This window comes from Gemmatimonas sp. (assembly GCF_044344655.1).
Taxonomy (GTDB): domain Bacteria; phylum Gemmatimonadota; class Gemmatimonadetes; order Gemmatimonadales; family Gemmatimonadaceae; genus Gemmatimonas.
On sequence record NZ_JBIJCN010000044.1, the window covers coordinates 1 to 26847 of the forward strand.

Consider the following 26847-nt stretch of genomic DNA (forward strand, 5'->3'; position numbering starts at 1 on the left):
CTGTCACGCACCCCGTTCACCTTCCGTGCCTGCGCGTACGCATCGAGCGCCATGCGCACCGCCTTGTCGCCGATGGCGTGGAGCTCCACCTGCAGCCCGGCGCTGTCGTAGCGCACCACGCCGCGGTTGAGCGTGCCGGCGGGCCAGAAGGGAAGCCCCGTCGCATCCGTGTTGGCATACGGTTCGAGCATCGCCGCCGTCTGCGCATCCACCGTCCCGTCGAGCATCCCCTTGGCGATGCCGTACCGCAACCATGGCCCGCTGAACTGCTTCGACAGCTGCACATAGTGCAGCAGCTGTGCGCGCGTGGCGTTGGGATCGAACGGCACACTCACGTACCAGCGCAGCGTCATCGTGTCCGCGCGCGCCGCGGCGGCGAGTGCCTCAAACACCGCCCCGCGGGGCGCACGCCGAGAGGCTTCGTGCACCATGGTGATGCCCAGGCTCGCGGCGGCGCGCGATTCCTCATGAATACGGCGGGCGATATCGGCCGCCGTAGGCGGCGGCACAAGGCGCGACACGAGCCCGCTCGCGCTCTCCTTGAGGAGCCCGGTGGGCGCACCGCCCTGCTCGCGCTCGATCACCCCTTGCGCGGGATCCTTCGTGGCGGCCGTAACCTTGGCGAGCCGCAGCGCCACGCTGTTGGCGAGCGACTGATGCCCGTCGCGATCCGTAAGCAGCACCGGACGATCGGGGAACGCGGCGTCGAGATAGCGCTTGTGGGCCGCATTCTGCGGGAAGTCGCTGGGCGTCCAGCCACGCCCCACCACCCACGCGCCCTTGGGGAGCTTCGCCGCCCAGCGCTGCAGGCGCGCCACGATCTCCTGCACGTTGCCCGCCCCCACCAGATCCGCGCGACTCGCGGTGGGCAGATGCCAGTGCGCATCGATGAACCCGGGCACCAGGCGACGTCCGCCGAGGTCCACCTGTTTCGTGGTGGGGCCAATGAACGGCTGCACGTCGCCGTCTCGGCCGATCGCGACCAGGCGACCGCCGCGCACAGCGAGCGCCTCGGCCGACGGGCGAGCGCTATCCCCCGTCCACACGAGCGCGTTGCGATACACGATGTCGGCCACCGGCGTGGACTGGGCGACAACTCCCCGAACAGGGAGCAGGACGCCGGCGGCGGGAAGCAGGAAGCGGAGGCGCATGCCGGAAATATGCGGGCATGATGCGCCAGGCGTAGCTTCCCCGTACCGTACGTCCCCCCGAGTCACAACCCTGCGTCTCATGCTCATCGTTCAGGTTTTTGTACATGTGAAACCCGAGTTCGTGGACGCGTTCACGGCCGCCACGCTCGATAACGCCACCCACAGCGTGCGGGAGCCGGGGATCGCGCGCTTCGACGTGCTGCAGCAGCAGGACGACCCCACGCGCTTCACGTTGATCGAGGCATACCGCACCGACGATGCGCCGGCCGCGCACAAAGCCACCGCACATTACGAGCGCTGGCGCGACACGGTCGCACCCATGATGGCGGAGCCGCGCACGAACGTGAAGTACGTGGACATCCACTTTCCGGAGTAACCGGCCATGCGCAGACTCGTGGCAATCACCGCCGTAGTGCTTTCCGCGGCCCTTTCGGTGGCCGCGCCCACCATGCAAGCCCAGGCGCGGATCCCCGTCGCCTCCGTGCCCCCACGCACCGAGGTGCACGAGGCGACCGTGACGGACCTGCAGCAGGCGCTGACGGCCGGCCGTACCACGAGTGTGGCACTCGTACGCGCCTATCTCGCGCGCATCGCGGCCTATGACCAGCAGGGGCCGGCACTCAACGCCATCCTGCGGCGCAATCCCGGGGCGCTGCGCGAAGCCGCCGCGCGCGACGCCGAGCGCACGGCCGGCACGGTGCGCGGCCCGCTGCACGGCATTCCGATCATCCTCAAGGACAATTACGACACCGGCGACATGCCCACGACGGCCGGGTCGCTGGCCCTCGCCACCAGCCAGCCGGCGCGCGACGGCTTCGTGGTGCAGCAACTCCGCGCGGCCGGCGCGATCGTGCTGGCCAAGGCCAACATGCACGAACTGGCCGCCGGCATCACCAACATCAGCTCACTCGGCGGGCAGACGCGCAACCCGTACGACCCCGCGCGCTGCCCCGGCGGCTCGAGCGGCGGCACCGGCGCGGCGATCGCGGCGAGCTTTGCGGCCGTGGGGTGGGGCAGCGACACGTGCGGCTCCATTCGTATTCCCAGCGCGTTCGGCGCGCTGTTCGGGCTGCGCCCCTCGATCGGCATGGTGAGCCGCACGGGGATCGTGCCGCTGTCGCATTCGCAGGACATCGGGGGACCGCTCGCGCGCACGGTGACCGATCTCGCCATCGCCCTCGATGCCACCGTGGGCTACGACGCCGCCGACAGGAGCACGGTCGGGATCCGTGACCGGCGCCCGCAGTTCACCGCCGCGCTCGATCGCCACGCGCTGCAGGGCGCGCGCATCGGCCTGTTCCTGCCGTACTTCCGCGACACCGACAGCGAGATCGCCGACAGCGTCCGCGCCGCCATCGCCGGCATGCGTGCGCGCGGTGCCACGGTGATCGATGTGCCCATGGCAGAGTTCGACACGCTCATTGCCAACACCAGCGTGATCAACATGGAGATGAAGGCGGATCTTGCCGCTTATCTCGCCATGGTACCGAACGCCCCCGCGCGCACCCTCGGCGACATCGTCGCGCGCGGCCAGTTCGATCGTGAACTCGAAGTGCGCTTCCGTACGTCGGACACCTTCCCGCCGCTCCCCAACGCCGCGCACACGGTCACGCTGGCGCGGCAGCAGGCGCTGCGTGCGCGCATGGAGCGTCTCCTCGATTCACTGCAACTCGATGCGATTGCGTACCCCACGGTGCGGCAGAAGCCGGTGTTTCCCGGGCAGGTGCAGCCGGGGAGCACCTGCCCGCTCGGCGCGCAAAGTGGGCTCCCCAGTATCGCCATGCCCGCCGGCTTCACGGCCGACGGACTTCCGGTCAGCGTGGAGCTGTTGGGCACGTCGTTCAGCGATGTTCGGCTGGTGTCGATGGCCTATGCCTTCGAGCAGCTCGGACCACGCCGACGCGCACCGAGCAGCACGCCGGCGCTGGTGAATGGCGCGGCACCGGTGGCGACACCACGCGTACTCACCACTCGAGTGGGGACTGCCGTGGTGACGACCACGCTCACCGTAGATCCGGTGCGCCGTGAACTTCGCTGGCGTACTACCACCAGCGCGCCCGTTGCCGCCGTGGTCCTCCGCCGTCAGGGCGGTGGTACCATCTCGGGCCCGGCCTCGGGCACCAGCGGCAGCGCGCCCGCGATCGCGCGCGTGACCATCCCCGACAACGCCGAGCGCGTGGTGGCGAGACTGATGGGACCGGACGCGCGGCAGGCGCAGGGCACGATGCCGCTGGGATACGCGGAGCTGGAGGCGTACCAGAACGGACGGCTCTCCGTCGCCATCACCTCAGCCAGCGGTGAGACGCGAGAGGCGAGAATCGCGAGACCGAACTGAGTCCTGAGGCCGGATCCGTCAGCGCACCGTCCTCAGAGCGACGCGGCGTACGCCTCCGCAAATCGCTCCGCGTCGCCTTCGCGCATGGCGCAAATGCCTACCCGCAGCCCTTCCGGCAGCGGAATCACGAAGACATCGTGCGCCTGCATCGTCTCGCAGGTGACGAACGGGTCGGCGCCGCCATCGAGCGTCACAAAGAAGCCGCCATCGTACGCGCAGCCGCTCAGCCCCTTCGCACGCAATGCGGCGTCGAGTGCGGCCGCGCGCTTCGCAAGGAGCGTACGCCACTGCGCGTGCTCGTGCTCGAGGCTCGCCTGCAGGGCGGCGTCCTTGCTGATGCGATTGAGCACGCTCATCGGGCCGCGCGGACAATTGCTCCACGTGCCGCGGCAGCTCGTGATGAGCGCGCCGTGCAGCGCCGCATCCTTCGTCCACGGAAAGACCAGCGCGCCCGCGCGCGCGCCGTACAGGGTATAGGCCTTGCTGAGGCTCAGGCACGCGCCCACCAGCACCTGCCCTTCGGCGCCGAAGGCAGCGTAGTCGTCGAGCGCCTCGCGCACCTGCTGCGGATCGCGCGCATAGTCGAGATACGCGAGGTCGAGAATCAGCGTGACGGGACCCTGGCTCGACACGGCACGCAGCAATTCTACCAGCGCCGCGCGATCGGCCTTGCTGAAGCTGCGCCCCGTGGGGTTGTGGCAGGGATCGTTGAGCCACACCAGCAGGCGCCCCTGCGCAGCGAGGAGGTTACGACACGCCATTTCCCACGCGCCAATGTCGATGCCCGTGTCGATGCTCGGATACGGCACCGTGGCGAGCGTCATGCCCACTTCGGCAGCGAGCGTGCTGTAGGGGCCCCAGTAGGGCGCCGCGGTCAATACGGTGTTGCCGCGCTCCAGCAAATTCTTGAGCGTGAGCGCCAACGCCCCCGACCCGCCCGGCGTGGCCACACCCACCCCGATGCTGGTGAGCGACGGCCAGTGGCGCTGCACGAGATTGAGCAGATACGTCTGGTCGCCGCCGATCGGCGCATACGGGGCGATCTCCGCACTCGTCAGCTGCTGCCACTGCGCCATCACCGTGTCCAGTACGACGAGCTTGCCGGTGTCATCGTACAACGCGCCGATCGTGGCGTTGATCACGCTCGCCCCTTCGGCGGCGCGCTTTTGCGCGCGGCCGTTGAGCGTGAAGATCAGATCGTCACCGGCAAAGTCACGGCGGCTAGGCAGAAGCTGAGCAAGAGCGGTCATGGAGGAAATGTAAGCACGACCTCCCCACCCGGCGGCGTAGCCATCCAGCGGCGCAGCAGATCGACGTGGCCCCGTCGGTGTGATGCTTGAGCCGCACGACGAGCCCGCCGTGCCTCCCACCCGCCGTGCCTCGCGTATCTACCACTGTTGCCCGAGCCCGAACAGCGCCCGCCACGGCGCCGCCTGATCCACCGCGCGCGTGGCGCCGAGGAACAATCCGTTGCCGAAGAAGCGGACGCCCGCCGTCACGCTCGCGCGTACGCGTCCCGTGGCCGCCGCCACCGGCGCCCACTGTGCGAGCTGCAGCGGATCGTAGCCGGGCGTGAGCCGGTTCACCGACTCCCGTGCCGCCGCCGTGGGGGCATCGGCCCAGCCGCTCTGCACCCCCACGCTCAGCCCCGGGGCGATCGCGGGGACCCAGAACCGCTCACCGAGACGAATCGGATTGCGCAGGAACGGGCTCGTGTACTGCAGGCTCGCCCGCACCGCCGCCGCCCGCGACCCGGCGAACTCCTTGTCCATGTATGCCGGGAGATTCTGATATTTGCCGAGCTCGAAGAGCTGCTGCGATGGAATGCGCGCACCCGTCACGAGGCCCACGTCGCCGCGACCCAACAGCACGAACGGCCCCACCGGCCGACGCCCGCTCAGCCGCAGCTCCGCGCGCTGCCACGACAGCGTACCGTCACCGCGCTCGAACGACAGGCGGGCCCCGAGCCCCGGCTTGAGCGACTCGGCGGCCAGATCGGGGTGCCACTCCACGAGCGCGGCAGTGCGTACGTAGCTCCCTTCATCCACGCCATGATTGGCGCGGAACGGATCGCCACCGAACGGCCCGCGCACGAATTGCGACGCGCGATAGCGATCGTCGCCATACCCCACCTCTGCGCGAATGAGCGCGCGCCGCGCCCCCACGCGCCGCAGCACCGACAGCGTGCCGACGTTGCGCGACACGTAATCATACGAGTCGAGTGAGCCGAACAGGGCGGCGAAGGTATTGCCGGAATCGAGCGGCGCGCGGAAGTCGTTGGTGATGTCCATCGAGCGGCCGCCGCGCGCCTCGAACGTGTACGCCCCGCGCGTGCGCTCCACACTCAACCGGCCGCGCACCGTCTGCTCACTCCACGCGTAGCCGGCGTTGGCGCGCACCACCACACCGGGGGCCGCGTCGCGGAGTGCCCACTTGCCACCAAGGCCGGTGTACAAGCCTTCCACGCGATTGAAGTGCATCACATCGGCCGGACGCGATGCCGAGAGATCGAAGCGCGGCGGCCCGGTCGCGCGCCAGCGGTCAGGCGCGATGTCCTGAAAGTCGTCGGCGTGCAGGCCACCGGTGATGGTGCCGATGGCGTTGCGCCACGACCCGAAGCGTGCCAGCGAATCCGTACGGGCATAGGTGAGCGGACGTCGGGCAAGCGCCCGCAACGAGTCGGCCTTGGCCAGCGTGGCGGCATCGAGCACGGTGTCGTTCACTTCCATGTCGAAGAAGCGGGAGACGATGCGGACGACCGCGCGACCGTCACCGAGCAACGGCACATTGGCCTGCAGCTCGATGCGCTGTTTCGCCGGTAGCCAGTAGGCACCGTACCGCTCGCCGTTCTCGTACTCCACGAACGCCACAGCATCGGCGAGCGTACGCCCCAGCGGCGAGCGCGATGCGCCCGTGCGTACGAAATGCCCGCGCAGTCGCACCAGTGTACCGCGCGACGCGTCGAGGTCCATCTCCCCGTCGAAGAGCACCACCTGACCCTTCACGTCGTCGCGCGGCTGTACCCGCACATGCGCAATGGGGATGGTGCGGTCGCCGGCGCGCATCACGACGATCGTATCCCCCCCGGAATACGTGTAGTACTGGTCGCGGTCGGTCGCGAGCGGGTGCACCGCGGGGAGCGTATCGCTGCCATCGCGTCCCCGGCTGGCAGGTGCCGCCCGTCCGCGTGACTCCGCCGAGCGCGGACGGACCCGCAACCGGTTGCCATAGAGCACCGGATTGATCCACCCCGTCTGGAAGAGCGACAGCATCGAAACGTTGGCCCCAAGCTGCTGGGCGCGATATCCCTGGACGCGCTGCTCGTACTGCCCCGCCCTGTTCCAGCGCAGCGCGCTCGCCACCTGCTCGATCGCGGTCACCGCCTCCGTTCCCTCTTCGCGGCGCAGCAGGACGGCGATCTCCGTCTCCACATTGGCCTTGTAGGAGATCAGGCTATCGGGGAGCCTGTTCCTGCGGCTGGCATCCTCGAGCAGCCGCTGCAGGGGGCGCGACGCCTGCGCATCGCTGCGGGAAGCGGCCGCCAGTTGGGCGGCAGCGAGGAGGACCAGCAATCGAAGCGGAAGTAGGCACAGACGCATATGCGGCTTCTACGCCCGACCGCGCGGCAAAGTTGCAACGCCGCCCATTCCGTTGCCGCGGGCTACCGTTTCCGCAGCATGCCCACGTACTCGTCGGCGGTTTCCCAGTCGTGCATCGCCTCCTCGAGCTGATCGCGCGCCTCGTCGAGCGCCTTCCCCATCGCCGCGGCCTTCTTCACCCCCGCCGCATTGTCGTACAACGACGCGTCGTCGAGCTGCTCGGTGAGGTCGGCGATCTTCGCCTCCAGCGTGGCCACGCGCAGCTCCGCATCGGCGAGCGCCTTTTCCGCCGTACGCAGCAGCTTCTTGGGATCGCCGCCATGCTGCTTCTCGCGCTCCCGCTGCTCCCGCTCGCGCTCCCGCTGCCGCACCGCACGCTCGGCGTCCTTGCGGTCGTTCGCGCGCGTTTCCTTCGCCTCGCTCGTGGCGCGTTCCGCGCGCATCTGCTCCCATTCCACGAAGGTGCCGGGAAAGACGGTGAGCGCGTTGTTCCGCAGCTCCCACACCTGCGTGGCCAGCCCGCGCAGCACGGCACGGTCGTGACTCACGATCAGCACGCTGCCATCGTACTCCTCGACAGCGTCCTCGAGCACCTCGATGCTTTCCACGTCGAGGTGATTGGTGGGCTCATCGAGAATGAGCAGGTTGTTGGTGCTGAGCGTGAGCAGCGCCATCGCCACACGCGCGCGCTCACCGCCGGAGAGTGTGCCCACGGTGCGCTGCACCTCGTCACCGCTGAAGCCGTAACGACCGAGGTGTCCCTGCACCTGCCGCCGCTCCCACAGCGGCCGCTCATTGGCGATCGCGTCGTAGATGGTACTCTCGAGGGGGAGATGCCCAACGTCCTGGCGGTAGTACGCCACCGTGGTGCTGGGCCCCACGCGCACTTCGCCGCTGAACGGTGGCATTTCGCCCAGCAGCGTCTTGATGAGGGTGCTCTTGCCCGCGCCGTTGGGGCCAACGAGTGCGACGACCTCTCCTCGCTCGAGCACCACCTGCACATCACGCACGAGGGTGCGCGGTCCGTCGGGGGAGGGCACGCCGACCGCCACCCCCTTGGCCTCGATCACGCGGTCACCGCTGCGATCACCGGCATCCAGACGCAGTGCCATCACGCCATCAGCGCCGATCGGTGCCGACAGGCGCGGCATGCGCGCGAGCAGCTTGCGCCGTCCTTTGGCCTGCCGCGTGTTCTGCCCGGCAAGATTGCGCGCGATGTAGTCCGTCTCGGCGGCGATCTTCGCCTGCTGCTTGTCGAACTGCCGCTGTTGCGTGAGTCGGCGCTCCTCGCGCTGCTGGACGAAGCTTTCGTAGCTGCCCACGTAGGCGAACGCCGAGCCCCCCTCGAAGTGCAGCACATGGTCGGCCATCGCATTGAGAAACGCGCGATCGTGACTGATGCAGATCACGGTGCGATCGGTACTCGCGAGGTACTGCTCGAGCCACGCGGTGGTATCGAGATCGAGATGGTTCGTGGGCTCGTCGAGAATCAGCAGATCGGCCGGGGTGGCCAGCTGCCGGGCGAGCGCCACACGCCCGCGTTCTCCGCCGCTCAGTGTCCCGATGCGCGTCTGGCGGGCGAGCTCGGGATCGAAGCCCACGCCCATGAGGATCGCGTCCACCTTCGACGCCATCTCGTAGCCACCATCACGCTCGAAGCGCTCGAGGTCGCGGCCGTATTTCTCCATGGCGGCCTCGCTGTGATCGTGCTCGAGATTGGCCGCCTGCTGCGCGAGCGAGGCCTCGAGGGTGCGCAGATCGCCGAAGGCGTCGGCCACGATCTCCCACAGCGACTGATCCTCGGGGAAGCGGCGGTGCTGGTCCATCAGCGCCACGCGGAGCCCCGGCATGCGCGCCACCGATCCGCGCGTGGGCTGCAGTGCGCCGGTAATGAGGCGCACCAGCGTGGACTTGCCCGTGCCGTTGCGCCCCACGACCGCCCAGCGATCACCAGCCGCCACGGTGAAGGTGATATCGCGGAAGATTTCGGAGGCGCCGAAATCCACGCCGGCGTTGCCGATGGAGAAGAGGGTCATGCCGCGGAGTCTAATCGAGTGCGGCGGCGGTCTCCCGTACCACCGCGGCCGCCTCGCGCAGCACCTCGCGATCGGACGCGGCCCACCGACGCACGCGCGTCACCATCTGCCAGTGTTCGAACCAGGCGCGCCACCGCACCGCGAGATCGCCGAAACGGGTGACGGTGAGCGTGGCCGGCAGGATCCACAGCGGCGACACACCGTTGAGGGCGAGCGCAACCATCCCCGTGAGCGTGAGCAGCAGATACCAGAGCCCCACGAGGTACAGCCCGGGGACGAAGCGGCGCGCCACTTCGTCCGTGCGCACCGTGATGCCGCGGCGTGCCACCGCCCGCACGAGGGCGAAGATCGGGCCATGCACCGCCCAACCGATCGCCGCCGCGGGGAGCCCCGCCACCAGCACGATCGCGGGGACCGGCGCCTGCGCCGCAGTGCGAAGCGGCTCCACGTCGAGCGCATACAGCAGACGGGCGTGGTCGACCGCCGAGGAGCGCACGCCGCCGGCCCGCTCGACCGCCAGCGCCAGCTGATGCACCGCGGACCGCAGCCGAATGGCAGCCGCGTTACCGCCCCCCTCCGCCAAGACGGGCGCCTTGGCCGCCGCCGTTGGCACCAGCGACGGGACGGCCCCCAGTGGATCATGCGGCGCCACCGCCGCCGCGACCGCGGCGATCAGCTCATCGCGAAGGGCGGCCACCTCCCAGGTGGGCGCATTGCGGGTCACCGCCCGCAGCGCGTCGCGAAGGCGCGCCGTGAGTCCGGCCAGCCCGCCCTCTTCGGGCGGGGCGCCCTGCACGAACGACCGGGCGCTCCAGGGCGAGCCGAGCTGGACCAGAATGTCGCTGCCGCGGGTGCGCGGCGCCTCGTACTGAATCCCGAACGGCACAATGGTCACATCGTTTTTCGCGTCAGTATCAAGATGTTCCAGCACCATCTTCGCGACACCTGTGCGCAAACGGCCGATTTCCGGCACATCGTGCACCCCGCCCTCGGGAAACACCGCCACCACGTCTCCGGCCACGAACGCGCGCCCCACGGCATCGTACGCCGCCTGGTTGACCGCCACCATATCCACCCCTTCGGCCTTCATCTTCCGCGCGTCGCGGATGCGCGCCACCGGGATGACCCCCATCGCCTCGTAGGTCTTGCGCGCCGGCCAACTCGTGACCATCGAAACTGTCGCGATGTAGCGGACCGGCCGAGGCGTGGTGTACAGCCCCGCGATCACATCGGGGATGTCGTTCGGGTGATTGCCGACCAGCAGGACCGGCCCCGTGGCCGGAACGCGATCCCCCCCCACCACGCGCAGGTCGCGGTAGAACCAGCGCAGGCAGCGCGCGCACACCCAGTACACCACTCGCCGAAGCATGCGAGCAGGTTACACGCCGATGGCCATGCCCGCCATCGGCCCCGGAAAGCGCCCTACTTCGTGGCCGACGCCCGCTGCTCGAACGCCGCGGCCTGCGCCCCGCGTCCGGTGGCCCTCAACAGGACCGCATAGTCGCGCAGTGTCTCCGCCAGGTCGGTGGTATTACTCCCCTGCTCGCGGATTACCAGCGCACGCTGGTACAGCGGCTCCGCCTCTGACGGCCGACCGCTGTCGCGCAACACGCCGGCCAGGCCATTCAACGAGATCCCGATCGACGCATGCTGCGGCGTGTACACCCGCTCCTTGATGGCGAGCGCCTGGCGCAACAGCGGCTCCGCCTCGGCGTAGCGCTTCAGCTTCCAGAGGACTTCCCCCTGGTTGTTGATCACCCCCGACGTCTGCGGATGGTCGCGGCCGAACGCCTTCTCGATGATCGGACGCGAGCGCGCGTAGTAGCGCGCGGCCTCCTCGTACCGGCCGTCGAAATACGCCAGTGTGCCGAGGTTGTTGAGCGTGCTTCCCACATCGGGGTGGTCGGCGCCGAGCGACTGCTCCTGCCGCTGCAGCACGAGGCGCCACAGCGAATCCGCCTCCACCTTGCGGTCCATGGCACGATACACGGCCGCGAGACCGCGCATATCGCGCAGCGTGCGCGCGTCGTTGGGCTCACGCACCAGGGCGTCGATCGCCAGCACCCGCTGGTACAGCGATTCCGCCTCGGCCAGCCGCGTCTGACGCACGCGCAGCACCGCCAGCATCGACATGGTCGTGGCCACGTCCACGTTGTGCGGGCCAAGGGCCTCCTCGCGGATGGCCAGCGCGCGCGTGAGATACTGCTCCGCCTCGTCGAGCTCCCCGCGCTCACGCGTGAGCTCACCGAGACTCGTGAGGGTCTCCCCCACGAGCGGATGATCTGCGCCCAGCAGTCGCTCGCGCGTGCGCAGTACGGCGTCGAGCAGCTCGCGCGCTTCGGCGAACTTGCCCAGCGATGTTTCCACGGTGCCCATCGTCTGCATGAGCCGCGCCTGCAGCAACGGCTGCGACGCGAGGTCCATCTTCACGCGACGGATGCCCTGCTCGAGCAGCGCCAGCGCGGTCATGTTCTGGCGGCGCTGCACATTGGGGTCGGACTGGCGGAACAGGTCCACCATGAAGTCGGCCACCTGCGTGGCCGCCGCGGCCTCCTCGGCCGCCAGCTGTTCGGCGCGGCGCGCGCGCACGAAGCCCACGGTGGCAACGACGCTGCTCACCGTCACCAGCACCGACGCCACACCGGCCACGATCACGCCCATGCGATGGCGCCGCACGAACTTCTCGAGACGATAGCGCGTGCTGGGGGGACGCGCGGCCACCGGCTCGTTGGAAAGATGCCGCCGCAGGTCGGCGGCGAGACCGTTGGCGGTTTCGTAGCGCAAGACGCGATCGGGGTGCATCGCCTTCATGGTGATCCAGTCGAGATCACCACGGAGTGCGCGCTGCAGATGCCGGAGGTCCGTGCGGCGGCGCTGCGCGATCGCATCACTCTGGGCCAACACCGTGCTGAGCCCCGCGCTTGGTGTGGGCGGCATGGTATCACCGCTCGCCAGGCGCGCCAGGAACTCGAACACCCCCACCTGCGCCGGATCATGCGGCAAGGCGCCGACCAGCAGCTCGTAGAGCATCACCCCGAGCGAGTAGATATCGGCGCGCGTGTCCACGTCGATCGCGGTGGTGCTGGCCTGCTCGGGGCTCATGTACGCCACGGTCCCCATCGCAAACCCCGCCAGCGTCCTGGCGGCGTCGGCGGGCGGCGGCCCCAGTGCCTTGGCGATGCCGAAGTCGATGATCTTGGGCTGCGGTGTGCCGTCCTCGTCGGTCACGAGGATGTTGGACGGCTTGAGGTCGCGATGAATCACACCCTTCTGATGCGCGTGCTGCACCGCCTCGCAGATGCCGATGAACAGCTGGAGTCGCTCGCGCACGGCGAGACGCTTCGTGTCGCAGAATTCGGTGAGCGGCAGGCCGCGCACCAGCTCCATGGCGAAGTACGGCTCACCGTCGTCCGTGCTGCCGGCCTGCAGCACCCGCGCGATCCCGGGGTGACTCATCACCGCCAGCGCGCGTCGCTCCGCGTCGAAGCGCGCCAGCACCTCGTGCGCATCATCGAGCCCCTTGCGCACGAGCTTGAGCGCCACGCGACGACGCACAGGCACGGTTTCTTCGGCTTCGTACACAACACCCATACCGCCCTCACCCAGCAGCTGGATGATGTTGTAAGGGCCGATCCGTGTGGGGGGCTGAGACGAACGGAGCATGAAGGGAAACGCAGCGACCTGAATGGTCAGCCCGTTGCGTGCCCGCTCAGTCGACGATGACGTCGGGATCGATCACCACCCGATCCGGCGGATTGTTCCCCGACTGGCAGGTGAGCGCGATGTTGTATTTGTACGTTCCACGAGCGTTGGCCAGCATGCGCGGGGTGCGCGCGGGCAGCTCCTTGGTGCCCAACAACGGATTGCGTGAGGCGAATGGCCAGCCGCTCGTTTCCTTGGGCGTGATCTCGATGTCGTCGCTGTTCGCATTGGCATTGAGCACCCAGCGCAGCTGGTCACCCTGCCGGATGTGCACGTTCCACGGCTGCACGGTGACCTGCGTGGTGTTCGGTCCGGCGCAGCGGGCGCTCACCGTCACGGTGACCACGGCGGCCTGCGGCCAGCGGGCGGCGCCGAGCAGCAGCACGGCCGCCACCGCGGTCCCTGCCGCCATCCATTGTGTTCTTTTCATTGCATACTCCGCAATCGCGGGGTGAGAGGCACTGCGTGATGCGCAAAGCTTGGAGAGCCACCGACGCCGGCGCAAGTGTGGTGCACATCATGCAGACTCGTGTGTGGCGGTGAATTCGCAGCGCCCAGCCGTACCACGGAAACCAGCGGGCGCCGCGGAGTCGAGCCTCAGCGCGGAAACGCGACCAGGCTCTCCTGCCCGTTCTTGCCCACCGCCGCGATACCGAAGAAGTAGTTGTCAATGATCACGTTCTTCAGCGTGTAGTCCGTCACGTTGCCCACATAGCGCGAGCGGGTCCAGTTCACGTCGCTGTGCTTGCGCCAGTAAATGCGATAGCCGGCCACGTCGGGGCTCGGCGACGCCGTCCAGCGCAACGTGGGCGACGGCTGCACCGCCCCGGTGATGCGTGCATCGACTGGCGCGGCCGGTGCCGCAGCGAGCGACATGAGCACGCTCGCGTCGAGCGCGGTCATCTTGGCCGCGTAGTCGAAGTCCACCCCCTCGAGCACGTCGCCGTACTTGATGCCGTTCTCGGTGCGGAGATCCTGGTGCTGCTTGGTGTAGTCCTCGTGCGCCTCCATGAGACGCACCGCCGCCGCACCGAGATTGAAGAACGGCGTGTGATGGCCACCGCGCCCGTAGCGGTCGAGCCGGTAGATGATCTCCACGTCCATGTTGGGGTGGTAGCGATCGGCGATCACGTCGATGTAGCGCGCCAACTGACGGCTCGGCGTATCGAGCTCCCCCCCATTGGTAAGGATGCGGCGCATTTCCGCCGCGGGCGTGTTGGCCGGCAGCCCGGGGGCAAACACGCGCGCCTTGGTGTTCTCGAACACGCCGTCGATGCCGCGACTGTTCCCCACCATGTCGTTGTTGATCACGGCATCGATGCGCCAGCCTTCCCGCTGTGCCGCCTTCGCCACGATATCGCCACCCTGCAATCCCTGCTCCTCACTCGACAGCGCTACCCACGCCACACTCGCCGCAAACTTGTGCTTGCTCATCAGGCGCGCCGCCTCGAGCAGCGCGGCGATGCCGCTAGCGTTGTCGTTGGCCCCCGGGGAGTCGCTCGTGGCGTTCAGTACGTCGGTCACCCGCGAGTCGATGTCGCCGGTGTGCACCATGACGCGATTGGGCTCGGTGGTGCCGCGGAGGATCGCGACCACGTTCACCACATTGATGTCCTGCTTGATGCGACCGTTGGGGTCACCCTTCACGATGTCGCTGATGTAGCGCACCTCGAGACAGCCGCCGCACGCCTTCGAAATCTTCTCGAATTCCGCGAAGATCCACCGCCGCGCCGCGCCGATGCCGCGGGTGTTCGACAGCGTGTCCGACATCGTGTGGCGCGTGCCGAAGTTCACGAGCGCCGTGATGTCCGTACGAATCCGCTCCGCCGATGACGACGCCACAACATCATGGATACGCGGATCCTCGATGATCGGGGGCAGCGGGGCGGACTGAGCACCGCTCACCATTGGCACAAGGAGGGAGGCGGCCAGCAGCGTGGTGCTGAGACGGGCGGAAGAAGTCGGCATGGGGCGGGATGAGTGATCCGGAGACGAGCGGGCTGATGCAGAGAATACGCGGGGTGCCAGCGTCCCCGTTGAAGCCAACGACGTGCAGCGCCTCACCACGTGCCGCCCGTGGTTACCCCAGCCACTCCTTGAACAGCTTCTCGTCCACCCCCACGCACAGCTTGTTCTGCAGGCGCACGAGCGGCTGCGTCAGCAGGTAGGGCTCGTCCACGAGGATACTCAGCCACTTCTCTTCGCCGTAGATGGCTGTCCGCAGCCCAAGCTCGGCGAACCGCTTGCTCTCGCGGTCCAGAATGGCGTCCACACCGAACTTCTGCGTGAAGCGCTTGAGCTCACCGAGGGACGCCGCGCGTTCGGCAAGATCCACGAAATGCGTCTTCACTCGGCGTTCCGCGAAGAAACGGAGCGCCTTGCGCGTGTCGGCGCTCTTCTTCGTGCCGAAGATCTGAACCTGCAGGTCGGCGGGTGGCATCCTTAACGGTCGAGTGTTTTGCGTTCTGCCGTGGGTTGTCTCAAGTTAGCCGGATGAGACCATTGTTTCGCCGGGTCCTCGGGCCCACGACGGCGATGCTGATCGCCGCCTACAGCGCCGCCTGCAGCGGGGGTGGACAGGACACCGTGGCGCCGCCGCCCACGCCACCCGCCCCGACGGTCGCTCAAGTTGTCGTGACCCCGTCGAGTGCCACCCTCATGGTCGGCGCGGCCGTCACCCTCACCGGACAGCCGGTCGCCAGCAGCGGGGCCCCACTCCCAGCCACCGTCACCTGGAGCTCCAGCGCCCCCGCGGTGGCGACGGTTGACGCGACCGGCCGTGTGACCGCCGTTGGCAGCGGTTCCGCCACCATCACCGCGAGCGCCGGCGCGGGGTCAGGCACCGCCATCATCACCGTGTTGGCTCCTGTCGCCTCGCTGACTATCTCCCCCGACTCGCTACTGCTCGTCGCGGGCGACGCGGCCCCACTGACCGCCACGTTGCGTGATGCCACCGGCGCCACGCTGAGCGGACGCGCCATCCAGTGGACCACCGATGCCCCCACCGTCACCTCGGTCAGCGCCACCGGTGTCGTGACGGGCATCGGCAATGGGCGAGCCCTGATCATCGCCACGAGCGAGGCGCGCGCCGATACCGCTCCGGTCCATGTGATTATGCCCAACCTTCGCCTCGTCTTCGACCGGGCCCCGGGGCATACACGCCCCGGCTTCGGCCTCGGCCTGATCGTCCGCGCGACACGCACCGGTTCGGATACGCTCAAGACGTTCACGGGTACCGTCACGATCCAAGATTCGAGCGGCGGGAACACCATCTTCGGCACTGCCAGCACCACCGCGCGCGATGGCATCGCGGTCTTCGACGACCTCGCCTTCTCCGCTTCCGGCACCTATCGGCTGCGCGCGACCGCAAGCGGCACCACCATGCAGATCGCCGAGGCCCTGACGAGCCCCATCGCGGTATCCGCTACGTCCACGCTCCCGACGATCACCGTCGGCACGATCGAACGCACCGCCCTGACCACCGGGGTACTCGGGACGTCCCGCTATCGTATCCCCGTCACACTGCGCGACAGCACGGGCGTGGCCGCGCCCCCCACGGCGGTCACCGTGCGCCTCGATCGCGGTCAGGGCACGGTGCGGTCCGGCGCCACAACGGTCACCACAGTCAACGGCACAGCCACCTTCGAGCTGGTGATCCAAGGGGCGGCCGGCATGGACGCCCTGATCACCGCCGCCGGCTTTCAGCCGCGCGTCCAGGCCATCGCCAGTCCGCTCGAGTTCTGGGCCTCGTACCTCAATCATCAGCGGTCCGCTGGCGACAGCGTGATCGCGGTGGGTGGGTCGCTCACTACCAGCGCCACGCTGGTCCATTCGGGGTTGGCCGAGTCTCCGGTGCATGCCGTGACGTACGAACTGTCGTGGAACCCCGCCGAACTCACGGTATCCGGCGACTCCACGACCACGGGGGCGAGCTACACGATCAACCGGACGCGCGTGGCGGAAGGCGTCCTGCGTGTCACGGTCGCCAGCGCCGAGGCGCTCGCGACGGTGGGACGCAACCAGTTGCTACATCGATTCACCATTACGGTCCGTCCCGGCGCGTCCGGAACACAGCAGGTGCGCATGGTCACCCTCGACCTGCGCGACGCCAACGGCAACGTCCTGGCCCCCCGTCGATCCGTCGACTTCACCTTCCGCGTCCAATGATTCCCTCATCCCGCCATCTGCTCGGCGCCCTCCTCATTGGCGCCCTGACCCTCACGGGGTGTCACGAAACACTCGAACCCGGTGCTCGCCCTCAAGGGGCCGTACCCGCTGATCGCTATCAGGCGCAGGTGGTCGTATCTCCGACGGGCGCTTCCGATCGATGGCTCGCGCGTGTGTCACTGACCGGCGGTGCGGCAACCACGCGCATGGCGGGATTCCGTGCGCGTCTGGTCATGCCGTCATCGCTGGTCGTGGACGGCGATGTGAACGATCAGAGCGCCGCGCAAGGCGCGCTGATGCGCATCGTCCGGGTGGACGGCAGTGACGTACACGCGACGGGCGCCAGCGCCGAGGGGATCGCGATGGGCGATCTGTTCGTGGTCTCGGTGCGCGGTCCGGCCACGGCGCTGTCGCAGCTCCGTGTCGAACTCGAGGAGCTGGTGGATGTGCACGGCGACAACCGGTTGTCGCGCGCGACCGTGCTCCGATTCATCGATGATTCGAGGATCCGGCGATGATGCATGAGACGCGATGGGTCCGCCGGTGGATGGGACTGATGCTGCTCCTGCTCGCCATCCCCGTGATGACCCCGCTTCCGGCGCAGGAGTCGGATGAGGCAGCGTTAACCGGCACGTTGCATCTGGTATGGGGCGACCCGCAGCAGGATGGCGACCCCCGCTACACCGTGCTGCTGACCGACGAGGACGGTGTCATGCATCCGCTGACGGTCGATGCCCGCGACGAGTCGTTGGTGGCGTCGCTGATCCGGTCGAACGGACAGCGCGTCACGGTGCGCACCCGCACCACGACGATGCCGCGGTTGCTTGCGGGCGCGAATGCCGGTACAACCGTACCGACCTCGCGTGAGCTGACGACGCTCGTCAGTGTCGGGAACAGCTTCACGACCGCGAAGTTGACGACGCCGGCGTGGGCCGTCACGGCGCGCCCATATGCGGTCATCCTGTGCAAGTTCTCGGACATCGCCACCGAGCCGTTGCCACGGCAGCGGTACGTCGACATGTACGCAAACGCGCCCGGTGGCACCGACGCCTTCTTCCGCGAAGCCTCGCGCGGTCGGCTGACCATGGAAGGAACGCGAGTCTTCGGCTGGTACACGCTACCCAAGCCGCGGGCCGATTACACCGATGCGGCCGGGGAGGCGCGGCTGTCGCTGATGGCGACCGACTGCCTCGCCACGGCCGATGCCGACGTCGACTTCTCGCAGTTCGGCGGCATCGGGACGCACTACAACTCGCGCATCGGCTGCTGCTCGTGGGGTGGATCGAGCACCGTGTCGCTCGATGGCCCGTCGCGGAACATGCCGTTCATGTGGAACATGGACTGGGCGCGCTCCGGCACCGTGGCGCATGAAGCCGGCCACTCGTTCGGGCTGCCGCATTCGAGTGGTCCCTATGGCGCCGTGTACGATTCGCAGTGGGACGTCATGAGTTCCGCGAGCGGCGGGAGCTATCTGAACGCCGACTTCGGCCGCCTGGGCTCACAGTTCATGGGCGCCTACAAGGATCGGCTCGGGCTCATCCCCGACTCGGCCAAGGTCGTGCTCACGACTGGCCGCTGGAGCGGCGTGATCGAACCGCACTCGCGCGCCGCCGGGCGCAATCCGCAGCTGATCGTCCTGCCATTGGCGTCCTCGCGCTCAAACATCTGGATGACGATCGAGGCGCGTCAGCGCGTAGGCACCGACCGCTCGATTCCGTCGGAGGGTGTGCTACTGGCCACCGTCGACAACGGGCGCAGCGAACCAGCGCAGGTGGTCGACGTCGACGGTAACGGCGACACCAACGATCCGGGCGCCGTGTGGACCGTGGGGGAGCGATACGAGGACCCGGTGCGCGGTGTGGTCATGACCATCGATTCGCTGACGGCGAACGGGCCGGCAATCACGGTCGAACGGACGCGCAACGGCTCGGGGATCAATGCCACGCTGGCGCGATTCGCGCGCAGCGGAACATCCGTGGCGTATGCGGCGAGCGATACCACGCTCCGCCGTGATTCGGTGCAGGTGCTGGCGACGGGGAGCTGGGCAATCACCAATACCGCGATCCCGAGCTGGCTGCAGCTGTTCCGGCGCTCGGGGATGGGCAATGGCTGGGTAGTCTACGGCATTCGGCCGTCGGTCGCGTCCTTGGGCCGCTCCGTGACGCTCCTGCAGCTCCCCACCCCGGGTGGTCTGTCGCCGCAACAGTTCAGCATCGAGCTTGGCGTGACCAGCGCGACCGCTCCCGACGCGGTGTTGTGGTCGCGTCGCGGCCAGCGCATCACGCTCAATGCGAATGGCATGGCGAGCAACGTCGATACGGTGCGGCTCCAGCTGACCGGCAGCTGGAACACGGCCACGTGGAGCATGACCGCGTCGTCGAACATCCAGGCTACCGATGGATCCGGACTGACCTTCACCACCCGCAGCGGCACAGGCTCCGCGCTCACGCGCGTACGGCGTGCGTTGCGTCAGACCGCCGGCCTCTCCATTGATACGTTGCAGGTCACCGTGACGGGCCCCGCCGTGCAGACGCTGCTGCTCGTGGACACGGTCGAATACGTCGCGATCACCAACACGGTCACGCTGGGCACCCGCCGTGGCGCGCTGAGTGTGTCGCTGGGGACGCCGCCGCAATTCGACAGCGTGCAGGTGCGACTTAGCAACAGTGGCGCCACCTGGACCGCGTCACGCCGCCGCGATGCGCAGCTGATGCGCGCGAGCGGCTTCGATGGTGATTGGCTGATTTGGACACGGCCGCCGAACACCGTGATCGTCAGCATCGATACCATCACCGTGCAGTCGAGCGATGGGGGGACCGCTCGGTTCGTGGACACACTGACCGTGCGCGATGCACCGGTGCGCGTGGTCCTGTCCCGCACGGGGGGCAGCCGCACCGTGACGCTGGGGCGTCTCACGGCCGTCGACTCGGTCATGGTCGGGATCCTGGGACTCGCCGGCGCCTCGCAGACCTGGACCGCCAACTCGGGCTCGCCGTCGCTCGTGCTCCATCGCCGGGACGCCTTCATCGGTGCAGCCACCGGCGCCCGATGGAACTTCGTGCGCTTCAGCCGTGATCTCACGATGCTCGCCCCAGGGCGCTACATCGACACCATCCGGGTGAATTTGCCGGGGGCCCCGACGGCACCGGCGCTGTTCATCGACACCACGACCGTCACCGCTCCCTCCGTGGTCGCCGGTGACGCCGATGTGAATGGCACGGTGAACGCAGCCGATGCAACAACGGTCCTGCGCTCCCTCGTGCAGCTCCCCGTCTCGAGCCGCGCCAATGTGCGGACCGGGGGCGATGCGAACTGCGACGGAATGATCACCGTGGCCGATGCGGTGATCCTGTTGCAGATCGACGCAGGCGTGGTCCCGGCCACCAACTGCGTGGGGCGCCCGGGGAGCTGAACGCCAGGACCGCGCCAAGAGCCCACGACGGGATCGCGCCGCCTAGGCTGTTGGCGCGATCCCGTCGAGATCCAACCCGGCTTCCGCGCGTTCACGCTTCGCATCGTCGAACGCGCCCTCGCTGCGCGAGATCACCAGCGTCGCCACGCCGTTGCCGATCAGGTTGGTGATCGTGCGCGCCTCGCTCATGAAGCGGTCCACGCCGAGCAGCAGCGCGACGCCTTCCACCGGAATCATGTCCGTCGCGGCAAGGGTGCTCGCCAGCACGATGAACCCCGAGCCGGTCACCCCGGCGGCGCCCTTGCTGGTCAGCATGAGAATGCCGAGCAGCGTCAGCTGCTGCGACACCGACAGGTCGACGTTGTACACCTGCGCGATGAAGATCGCAGCCATGCTGAGGTAGATGCTCGTCCCGTCAAGGTTGAACGAGTATCCCGTGGGAATCACGAGCCCCACCACCGGCTTCGCACAGCCATAGCGCTCGAGCTTCTCGAGCATGCGCGGCAGCGCCGACTCCGAGCTCGATGTCCCCAGCGCGAGCAGCAGCTCCTCGCGAATGAAGCGCAGGAACTTGAGCAGGCGGAAGCCGTACAGACGGCAGATGCCACCCAGCACGATGAAGATGAATACCGCCATTGTGAGGTAGACATCGAGCATCAGACGCCCGAGCGGCAGCAGCGTCTTGAGTCCGAACGCACCCACCGTGTAGGCCATCGCGCCGAACGCCCCGATCGGCGCGACCTTCATGACCATGTGCACGATGCGGAAGAACACCGCCTGCAGCCGCACCAGCAGATCAACCAGATCACGCCCGGCGTCGCCAACGGCCGTGAGCGCCACACCGAACAGGACCGAGAAGAACACCACCGGCAGCAGATCGCCGCTGGCAAAGGCGGCAAACACGTTGCTCGGCACGATGTGCAGGAAGAACTCGAGCATGCTCTGGTCCTTCGCTGCGGTCGTATACTTGCTGACATCACCCAGCGTCAGCTGCGTGACATCGAGCCCGGCACCGGGCTTCGTGATGTTTACAATCACGAGGCCGATCGCCAGTGCAACCGTGGAGACGACCTCGAAATAGAGGAGCGCCTTGCCGCCGACACGCCCGAGCTTCCGCAGGTCGGCCATGCTCGCAATGCCGTGCACGATCGTGAGGAAGATGATCGGCGTGATCACCATCTTCACGAGATTGATGAACGTATCTCCCACCGGCTTGAGCGATTTGGCGAAGTCGGGCGCGACGACACCGAGCAACACGCCAAGGGACACCGCCACCAGCACCTGGAAGGTGAGATTCCGAACGATTCTGTTAAGCACGGGGGACTGGTTGGAGCGCGGGGAGGGATCGATGCGCCAAGCTTAACACTTAGATTGCAGATACACGTCCACCTTCGTTGGAATCGTCCGCATGCGCCGTCCCTATCGCCCTGCCTGGTGGCTCCCCGATCCCCACAGCGCCACGCTGTGGGGGCGCCTGGGGCGTCGCGAACCGCAGGTCCCGGTGCGGCTCGAGCAGTGGGACACCCCAGACGGCGACTTCGTCGAGCTGGCGCGGCTCGACGGCAGGCAGGGGCCCACCAGTCCGCGGCTGCTCCTCCTCCACGGACTTGAAGGGGGCCTGCACTCGCACTATGCGCGGGCCATGTTCCGGGAGGCTCAGGACCGGGGGTGGGCCGCCGACCTGCTTCTCTTCCGCACCTGCGGATCAAGGCCAAACCGGCTTCCCCGGAGCTACCACTCCGGGGAAACGAGCGACCCGCTCTGGGTGGTGCAGCAGCTCGCCGCGGCCTTTCCCTCTGCGCCACTCGGCCTCATGGGCGTGAGCCTCGGCGGCAACGTGCTCTGTAAGCTGCTCGGTGAGCAGTCGGGCACCCTGCCACCTCAGGTGAAGGCGGCGGTGGCCATGTCGGTCCCCTACGATCTGGCGGAGGCGTCGCGGTATATCGGCCGCGGCTTCGGCGCGGTATACGAGAAGTTCTTCCTCAAGTCGCTCATTCCCAAGGCGCTGGGGAAAATCGACCGGCATCCGGAGCTCGCGCCGCTGCGTACCGTCCAGAGGGCCCGTACCCTCTGGGAGTTCGACGACGCCTTTACGGCGCCGCTGCACGGGTTTCGCGATGCGGCGGATTACTACGCACGCGCCAGCTCGCTGCCGTATCTGTCGTCCATTCGCCTTCCCACCCTGCTGCTCAACGCCGTGGACGATCCGTTCCTCCCCCCTCCCGTACTGGACCGCGTGCGCGCGCAGGTCGCGGGGGCGCCCTGCGTGGAGGTGGAGTTTCCCGTCCGCGGCGGGCATGTGGGGTTCACGTCGTACTCGCGGCCGTGGAAGCCGTGGTACTACGGGGAGTGGCGCGCCGCCTCCTTCCTCGCAGCCCACGTCGACGTCCCGGCCCTATGATGTCGTGTCCCGCAGCGTTCCCGTCGTGTTTGCCGGACGCCTGGATCTTCATCGCCGTGATCGGTGGGCTCCAGCTCGCCATGTTCGTGCTGCTCACGAGGGTGTACTTCGGCATGTTGCCCGAGGGCCATCACTGCCCCCTGTGCGACGGCGAGACCCTGTCGGTGGAGCGCACGGGATGGCGCCGCGTTATCGGCCGACGCTATCGCCACAGCTGGTGCATCGCCTGCGGCTGGCAGGGATTGCACCGTCGCACCGATGCGTGGATGGCGGCGCATCGGCGCCGTCGCCGCGGCGCCGGCACCCGCGGGGACGTCAGCCCCGGGCGTCCATCGCGAACAACGTGAGCCACTCGGGCCAGTTGCCGCTCAACTCGAAGAAGTCGTCGTAGTACACGAGGCCGTGCTCCTCGAGCTGCGCAATGAGGTCGGTCAGGGTGTCTTCGCCGACGAGCGGGCCGATCACGATCAGTCCCCCCTCGAGCCGGAATTCGTCGGCGGTGAGGTTGAGTGCGTCGTCGAACTGTGCGCGCGACAGGCCCACTCGCTCGAAGGCGCTCTTGCGGATCAGGAGGGACGGGGCGTCGGATGAAAGAGTCAGTGGCATACCGGTAAGGTAACGCCTCCGCGCTCGTTCTCCTGCCTCTTAAGTTCCCCTGCATGACCGACCGCATTTTTTCTCCCGCCAGCGCCGCCCTCGAATCCACCTTCGACGTGATCGTGGTGGGCGGCGGACACGCGGGCACGGAGGCGGCGGTCGCGGCGGCGCGCAGCGGGGCGCGGGTCGCGCTGATTACGGGTGCGCTCGAGCAGATCGGTCAGCTCTCCTGCAACCCCGCCATCGGTGGCGTGGCCAAGGGCACGGTGGTCCGCGAAGTCGACGCACTTGGCGGTATCATCGCCCGGGCCACCGATCTGGCGAGCCTGCAGTTTCGCATGCTCAACCGCGGCAAGGGCCCCGCGGTGTGGGCGCCACGCGCGCAATGCGATCGCGGTCTCTATCGGCGAGCCGTGCGCACGCTGCTCGAGGCGCATCCCACCCTGCACACCATGCAGGGCATGGTCGCGCGGTTGCTGTTCGACGAGGGCGCCCACGCCGGCACCCGTCGCGTTGCAGGGGTGGAAACGGTCGAAGGGCGACGCTTTGGCGCACGTGCGGTGGTGCTCACCACCGGCACCTTCGGACGCGGCACGATGCACATCGGCACGAGCACGCGCATCAGCGGCGGACGGGCCGGCGAAGCGGCCAGCATGCATCTCGGCGAACAGCTCGACGCAGTGGGGCTCATCACCGATCGCTTCAAGACCGGCACCCCGCCGCGCATCGACGGACGCAGCGTGGACACGGCGCGTCTCGAAGTGCAGGGCAGCGAGATCGACGCGTTCGATTATTCCTGGTCGCACTTCTGGACCACGCCGCGCGTGCAGCATACGGCATACGGGGCGCACACGCGACACCCGGCGCAGCTGCCCTGCTGGATCACCTTCCTCGAGGAGGAGGGCACCCACCTCATCGCCGATCACCTCAACGAGTCGGCAATGTACGGTGGGGCGATCGCGTCGCGCGGACCACGCTATTGCCCGAGTGTCGAAGACAAGGTCGTGAAGTTCCCCGACAAAACACGGCACCAGCTCTTTCTCGAGCCGGAGGGGCACGACACCACGGAGTTGTATGTGAACGGCCTCTCCACGAGCCTCCCCGCGCCGGTGCAGCTGCGCGTGCTGCAGAGCGTGCCGGGGCTCGAAGCGGTGCGTATGACGCGCGCGGGGTACGCGATCGAGTATGACTACTATCCGCCCACGCAGCTCGACGCATCACTCGCCTCGCGCGCCATTGATGGCCTGTTCTTCGCCGGACAGGTGAACGGCACCACCGGCTACGAAGAGGCTGCGGGGCAGGGCGTGATCGCGGGGCTCAATGCGGGGCGATACACGCAGGAGCGCGACGCCATCGTGCTCGGGCGCGAGACGAGTTACGTGGGTGTGCTGATCAACGATCTCGTCACGCGCGGCGTGGACGAACCGTATCGCCTGTTCACGTCGCGCAGCGAGTTCCGCCTAACGGTGCGTCAAGACAATGCGCTCGCGCGGCTCGGGCCGATCGCCCAGAGCGCCGGCCTGCTGCGCGATGACGAAGTGGTACTGATGGAGGCGCGCCTCGAAGCGGTGCGTCGCGCCATCCGTCTGGCGGAAGACACCAGTATGCCGCCGCAGGTGGCCGATCCGGTCCTGGTGGCCGCCGGTTCACGGCCGCTGCTGCATGCCGTGCGCGCCGTCGAGCTCACGCGGCGTCAGGACATCTCGCTCCAGTCGCTGTTCGAGGCCGCCGAGGTGGGACATGATCTGCCACGCGACGCCGTGGTGGGCGCAGAGCTTGAGATCAAGTACGCCGGCTACTTCGAGAAGGAGCGCTACCGGGCCGCCCGCCTCACCGCTCAAGGGGGCGTGCCGCTCCCCGAGTGGCTCGACTACGAGGCGATGCTCACAATCTCCATTGAAGCGCGCCAGAAGCTCACGCGCCTGCGGCCGAGCACGCTGGCGCAGGCGAGTGCAATCCCGGGGATCAGTCCGGCAGACCTGCAGAACCTCCTGCTCGAACTGCGCCGGCGGCGAGGTGAGATGGAGCGCGGTGAGAACAGGAGCTGAGAGGAAGAGCGGGAGCGGTCAGCGCGGATCGCCGTGCGCGGTGATGCACCCAGCGGGTGAGCGGTGACCAGAGACGGGAGTGTTCCTTTATATAGTTGTGGAGCGAACTGGTGGTGGTATGGGCGCCGGCGGGCCTTTGGCCCTCGGCGCCGCATTTTTTCCTTGACAGTATAGTGCTTCTAAGGTGTTCCTATAGTGTTCTATTGATGTGTAGTAAAGTATGTGATTGTTGCGGTTTTTTCTCCGAAAATCGATCCCTCGGTCTCTCCCACAAGCGTGTCCTGACGGGGCCGTTTTGGTCCGGTCGGGGCTGCTCGCCGGTCGCCGAGCGAGCCTCGGCGAGCCTCGGCGAGCCAGCCTGTCGATGCCGGCGTTCGTGACCAAACAATCATTTATAGGAAGGTGACGTCGTGGAACCTCCGAACATTGGTGACGCGGCGGGGTCTCGACTGGTAGCATTGAGTTCCCTCACCACCAATCGAGCCCAACGGCCAGGAGCGATACGATGCGCGATACGATGCGCGATACGATGCGCGATACGATGCCGAACTCTTCCGCAAACCCGTCCAGCCGTCGGGTACGCCACCGTTCGTTGGTGAGCGCCATGGGGGCCCTAGGGATGAGCCTGGCATTCGGTCAGCCGGCATTGGCACAGCAGACGCCGGCAGCACCGTCCACCATCCTCGTAACAGGCCGCGGCGAGGTGCAGGTTGCACCCGACCGGGCTCGGGTGCAGGTGGGCTTGGAGACACAGGCCAAGACCTCGGCAGCGGCCGCACAGGACAACAACCGCAAGCAGGCGGCCATCCTTGAGTCCATTCGTAAACTGGGAATACCAGCCGCCAATATTCAGACCATCGACTACAGCGTGCAGCCCATCCAGCGCTACGACGACAAACTGCGGCGCGTCGTGATCGACGGCTACCAAGTCAGCAATATCGTGCAGGTGGAGACCGAGAAGCTCGAACTGGCCGGGCAGATTATCGACGCGGGGCTCACCAACGGCGCCAACCGGGTTGCCGGACTGGACTTCCTCGTGAAAGACCGCGCCAAGGCGCAGGACGCGGCACTGGCCCTGGCCGTGGCATCCGCGCGCCGCCAGGCCGACGTCGCCGCCAAGGCCGCCGGCGGCCAAGTGGTGGAGCTGCTCGAACTCACCATCCATGAGTTCGAGCAGCCGCAACCCATGCCCCGTTTGGCCATGGCGGCCATGAAGGTAGACGAATCCTCGGCGTCGGCGCCTATCAGCGCCGGCACCAACACCGTAATGGTCAGCGTGGGAACGAAGTGGCGGTTCTCCCGGTGAAAAAGAAAGAGGCACGGAGGACCAGCAGTACCACGCCATGTCCCGGGCGTTTCACGTGAAACGGGGCGATCTGCCCCTCAGAACGAGACCGAG

General features: G+C 67.8%; 21 protein-coding genes. 9 read left to right on the forward strand and 12 right to left on the reverse strand.

What is annotated here, in order from left to right; all coding sequences use genetic code 11:
- Nucleotides 1-1151, reverse strand: a 1151-nt coding sequence (locus ACIQ51_RS11280; protein ID WP_396205145.1) for an amidohydrolase, incomplete at its 3' end; no start/stop codon positions are given.
- Between the two features lie 79 nt (nt 1152-1230).
- Between ACIQ51_RS11280 and ACIQ51_RS11285 the strand changes: the two genes are divergently transcribed.
- A complete protein-coding gene (locus ACIQ51_RS11285; protein ID WP_396205146.1) occupies nt 1231-1527 on the forward strand; it encodes a putative quinol monooxygenase in 297 nt (98 codons plus the stop codon).
- A gap of 6 nt (nt 1528-1533) precedes the next feature.
- Nucleotides 1534-3486, forward strand: a complete 1953-nt coding sequence (locus tag ACIQ51_RS11290) for an amidase family protein (protein WP_396205147.1) — start codon at nt 1534-1536, stop codon at nt 3484-3486.
- 32 nt (nt 3487-3518) lie between these two features.
- Here ACIQ51_RS11290 and ACIQ51_RS11295 read toward each other — a convergent pair whose 3' ends face one another.
- The 8 genes from ACIQ51_RS11295 to ACIQ51_RS11330 form a co-directional block, all read right to left on the reverse strand.
- Nucleotides 3519-4736 (reverse strand): pyridoxal phosphate-dependent aminotransferase, encoded by a 1218-nt coding sequence (locus tag ACIQ51_RS11295; RefSeq protein WP_396205148.1) that lies wholly within the window; start codon nt 4734-4736, stop codon nt 3519-3521.
- A 138-nt stretch (nt 4737-4874) separates the two neighbouring features.
- On the reverse strand, nt 4875-7085 hold the full coding sequence (locus ACIQ51_RS11300; protein ID WP_396205149.1) for a hypothetical protein: 2211 nt from the start codon (nt 7083-7085) through the stop codon (nt 4875-4877).
- A gap of 62 nt (nt 7086-7147) precedes the next feature.
- Nucleotides 7148-9121 (reverse strand): ABC-F family ATP-binding cassette domain-containing protein, encoded by a 1974-nt coding sequence (locus ACIQ51_RS11305; protein ID WP_396205150.1) that lies wholly within the window; start codon nt 9119-9121, stop codon nt 7148-7150.
- Nucleotides 9122-9131: 10 nt separating this feature from the next.
- Nucleotides 9132-10490: a lysophospholipid acyltransferase family protein gene (locus ACIQ51_RS11310; protein ID WP_396205151.1), complete on the reverse strand. Its 1359-nt coding sequence runs from the start codon at nt 10488-10490 to the stop codon at nt 9132-9134.
- 53 nt (nt 10491-10543) lie between these two features.
- Nucleotides 10544-12784, reverse strand: coding sequence for a tetratricopeptide repeat protein (locus ACIQ51_RS11315; RefSeq protein WP_396205152.1), 2241 nt, complete (start codon nt 12782-12784; stop codon nt 10544-10546).
- 46 nt (nt 12785-12830) lie between these two features.
- Entirely contained in the window at nt 12831-13253 is a 423-nt protein-coding gene (locus tag ACIQ51_RS11320; protein WP_396205153.1) for a hypothetical protein, read from the reverse strand.
- 167 nt (nt 13254-13420) lie between these two features.
- On the reverse strand, nt 13421-14791 hold the full coding sequence (locus tag ACIQ51_RS11325) for a M28 family peptidase (RefSeq protein WP_396205154.1): 1371 nt from the start codon (nt 14789-14791) through the stop codon (nt 13421-13423).
- A 112-nt stretch (nt 14792-14903) separates the two neighbouring features.
- Nucleotides 14904-15263 (reverse strand): arsenate reductase family protein, encoded by a 360-nt coding sequence (locus tag ACIQ51_RS11330; protein ID WP_396205155.1) that lies wholly within the window; start codon nt 15261-15263, stop codon nt 14904-14906.
- A 53-nt stretch (nt 15264-15316) separates the two neighbouring features.
- Here ACIQ51_RS11330 and ACIQ51_RS11335 point away from each other — a divergent pair, with 53 nt between their 5' ends.
- The 3 genes from ACIQ51_RS11335 to ACIQ51_RS11345 are packed head-to-tail and all read left to right on the forward strand — an operon-like array spanning nt 15317 to nt 20402.
- Nucleotides 15317-16990: an Ig-like domain-containing protein gene (locus ACIQ51_RS11335; protein ID WP_396205156.1), complete on the forward strand. Its 1674-nt coding sequence runs from the start codon at nt 15317-15319 to the stop codon at nt 16988-16990.
- Nucleotides 16987-17508 (forward strand): hypothetical protein, encoded by a 522-nt coding sequence (locus ACIQ51_RS11340; protein ID WP_396205157.1) that lies wholly within the window; start codon nt 16987-16989, stop codon nt 17506-17508. Before ACIQ51_RS11335 ends, ACIQ51_RS11340 begins: the two co-directional genes overlap by 4 nt.
- Nucleotides 17505-20402 carry a hypothetical protein gene (locus ACIQ51_RS11345; RefSeq protein ID WP_396205158.1) on the forward strand — a complete coding sequence of 966 codons (2898 nt, stop codon included), beginning with the start codon at nt 17505-17507 and terminating at the stop codon, nt 20400-20402. Before ACIQ51_RS11340 ends, ACIQ51_RS11345 begins: the two co-directional genes overlap by 4 nt.
- Nucleotides 20403-20444: 42 nt before the next feature.
- On the opposite strand, the gene ACIQ51_RS11350 is transcribed toward ACIQ51_RS11345, so the two are convergent.
- Nucleotides 20445-21719, reverse strand: a complete 1275-nt coding sequence (locus ACIQ51_RS11350) for a dicarboxylate/amino acid:cation symporter (RefSeq protein ID WP_396205159.1) — start codon at nt 21717-21719, stop codon at nt 20445-20447.
- Nucleotides 21720-21810: 91 nt separating this feature from the next.
- On the opposite strand from ACIQ51_RS11350, the gene ACIQ51_RS11355 reads away from it, so the two are divergent.
- Both ACIQ51_RS11355 and ACIQ51_RS11360 read left to right on the forward strand, forming a co-directional pair.
- A complete protein-coding gene (locus ACIQ51_RS11355; protein WP_396205160.1) occupies nt 21811-22803 on the forward strand; it encodes a YheT family hydrolase in 993 nt (330 codons plus the stop codon).
- Nucleotides 22804-22832: 29 nt separating this feature from the next.
- Nucleotides 22833-23150, forward strand: a complete 318-nt coding sequence (locus ACIQ51_RS11360) for a hypothetical protein (protein WP_396205161.1) — start codon at nt 22833-22835, stop codon at nt 23148-23150.
- Here ACIQ51_RS11360 and ACIQ51_RS11365 read toward each other — a convergent pair.
- Complete coding sequence (locus tag ACIQ51_RS11365) at nt 23119-23409, reverse strand: hypothetical protein (protein ID WP_396205162.1); 291 nt, start codon at nt 23407-23409, stop codon at nt 23119-23121. The genes ACIQ51_RS11360 and ACIQ51_RS11365 overlap by 32 nt on opposite strands.
- Before the next feature lie 53 nt (nt 23410-23462).
- Between ACIQ51_RS11365 and mnmG the strand changes: the two genes are divergently transcribed.
- Nucleotides 23463-25448, forward strand: a complete 1986-nt coding sequence (gene mnmG / locus ACIQ51_RS11370) for a tRNA uridine-5-carboxymethylaminomethyl(34) synthesis enzyme MnmG (protein WP_396205163.1) — start codon at nt 23463-23465, stop codon at nt 25446-25448.
- A 468-nt stretch (nt 25449-25916) separates the two neighbouring features.
- Here mnmG and ACIQ51_RS11375 read toward each other — a convergent pair whose 3' ends face one another.
- Nucleotides 25917-26054 (reverse strand): hypothetical protein, encoded by a 138-nt coding sequence (locus ACIQ51_RS11375; protein WP_396205164.1) that lies wholly within the window; start codon nt 26052-26054, stop codon nt 25917-25919.
- Between the two features lie 13 nt (nt 26055-26067).
- On the opposite strand from ACIQ51_RS11375, the gene ACIQ51_RS11380 reads away from it, so the two are divergent.
- Nucleotides 26068-26754, forward strand: a complete 687-nt coding sequence (locus ACIQ51_RS11380) for an SIMPL domain-containing protein (RefSeq protein WP_396205165.1) — start codon at nt 26068-26070, stop codon at nt 26752-26754.
- Nucleotides 26755-26847: the final 93 nt, after the last annotated feature.

What these genes read in the sequence shown, in the direction of transcription:
- ACIQ51_RS11305 (WP_396205150.1), bottom strand. Translation starts at nt 9,121, where the DNA reads ATGACCCTCTTCTCCATCGGCAACGCCGGCGTGGATTTCGGCGCCTCC.
- ACIQ51_RS11300 (WP_396205149.1), bottom strand. Translation starts at nt 7,085, where the DNA reads ATGCGTCTGTGCCTACTTCCGCTTCGATTGCTGGTCCTCCTCGCTGCC.
- ACIQ51_RS11285 (WP_396205146.1), top strand. Translation starts at nt 1,231, where the DNA reads ATGCTCATCGTTCAGGTTTTTGTACATGTGAAACCCGAGTTCGTGGAC.
- ACIQ51_RS11330 (WP_396205155.1), bottom strand. Translation starts at nt 15,263, where the DNA reads ATGCCACCCGCCGACCTGCAGGTTCAGATCTTCGGCACGAAGAAGAGC.
- ACIQ51_RS11365 (WP_396205162.1), bottom strand. Translation starts at nt 23,409, where the DNA reads ATGCCACTGACTCTTTCATCCGACGCCCCGTCCCTCCTGATCCGCAAG.
- ACIQ51_RS11320 (WP_396205153.1), bottom strand. Translation starts at nt 13,253, where the DNA reads ATGAAAAGAACACAATGGATGGCGGCAGGGACCGCGGTGGCGGCCGTG.
- ACIQ51_RS11375 (WP_396205164.1), bottom strand. Translation starts at nt 26,054, where the DNA reads ATGGCGCTCACCAACGAACGGTGGCGTACCCGACGGCTGGACGGGTTT.
- ACIQ51_RS11290 (WP_396205147.1), top strand. Translation starts at nt 1,534, where the DNA reads ATGCGCAGACTCGTGGCAATCACCGCCGTAGTGCTTTCCGCGGCCCTT.
- ACIQ51_RS11325 (WP_396205154.1), bottom strand. Translation starts at nt 14,791, where the DNA reads ATGCCGACTTCTTCCGCCCGTCTCAGCACCACGCTGCTGGCCGCCTCC.
- ACIQ51_RS11340 (WP_396205157.1), top strand. Translation starts at nt 16,987, where the DNA reads ATGATTCCCTCATCCCGCCATCTGCTCGGCGCCCTCCTCATTGGCGCC.
- ACIQ51_RS11295 (WP_396205148.1), bottom strand. Translation starts at nt 4,736, where the DNA reads ATGACCGCTCTTGCTCAGCTTCTGCCTAGCCGCCGTGACTTTGCCGGT.
- ACIQ51_RS11380 (WP_396205165.1), top strand. Translation starts at nt 26,068, where the DNA reads ATGAGCCTGGCATTCGGTCAGCCGGCATTGGCACAGCAGACGCCGGCA.
- ACIQ51_RS11335 (WP_396205156.1), top strand. Translation starts at nt 15,317, where the DNA reads ATGAGACCATTGTTTCGCCGGGTCCTCGGGCCCACGACGGCGATGCTG.
- mnmG (WP_396205163.1), top strand. Translation starts at nt 23,463, where the DNA reads ATGACCGACCGCATTTTTTCTCCCGCCAGCGCCGCCCTCGAATCCACC.
- ACIQ51_RS11310 (WP_396205151.1), bottom strand. Translation starts at nt 10,490, where the DNA reads ATGCTTCGGCGAGTGGTGTACTGGGTGTGCGCGCGCTGCCTGCGCTGG.
- ACIQ51_RS11315 (WP_396205152.1), bottom strand. Translation starts at nt 12,784, where the DNA reads ATGCTCCGTTCGTCTCAGCCCCCCACACGGATCGGCCCTTACAACATC.
- ACIQ51_RS11355 (WP_396205160.1), top strand. Translation starts at nt 21,811, where the DNA reads ATGCGCCGTCCCTATCGCCCTGCCTGGTGGCTCCCCGATCCCCACAGC.
- ACIQ51_RS11345 (WP_396205158.1), top strand. Translation starts at nt 17,505, where the DNA reads ATGATGCATGAGACGCGATGGGTCCGCCGGTGGATGGGACTGATGCTG.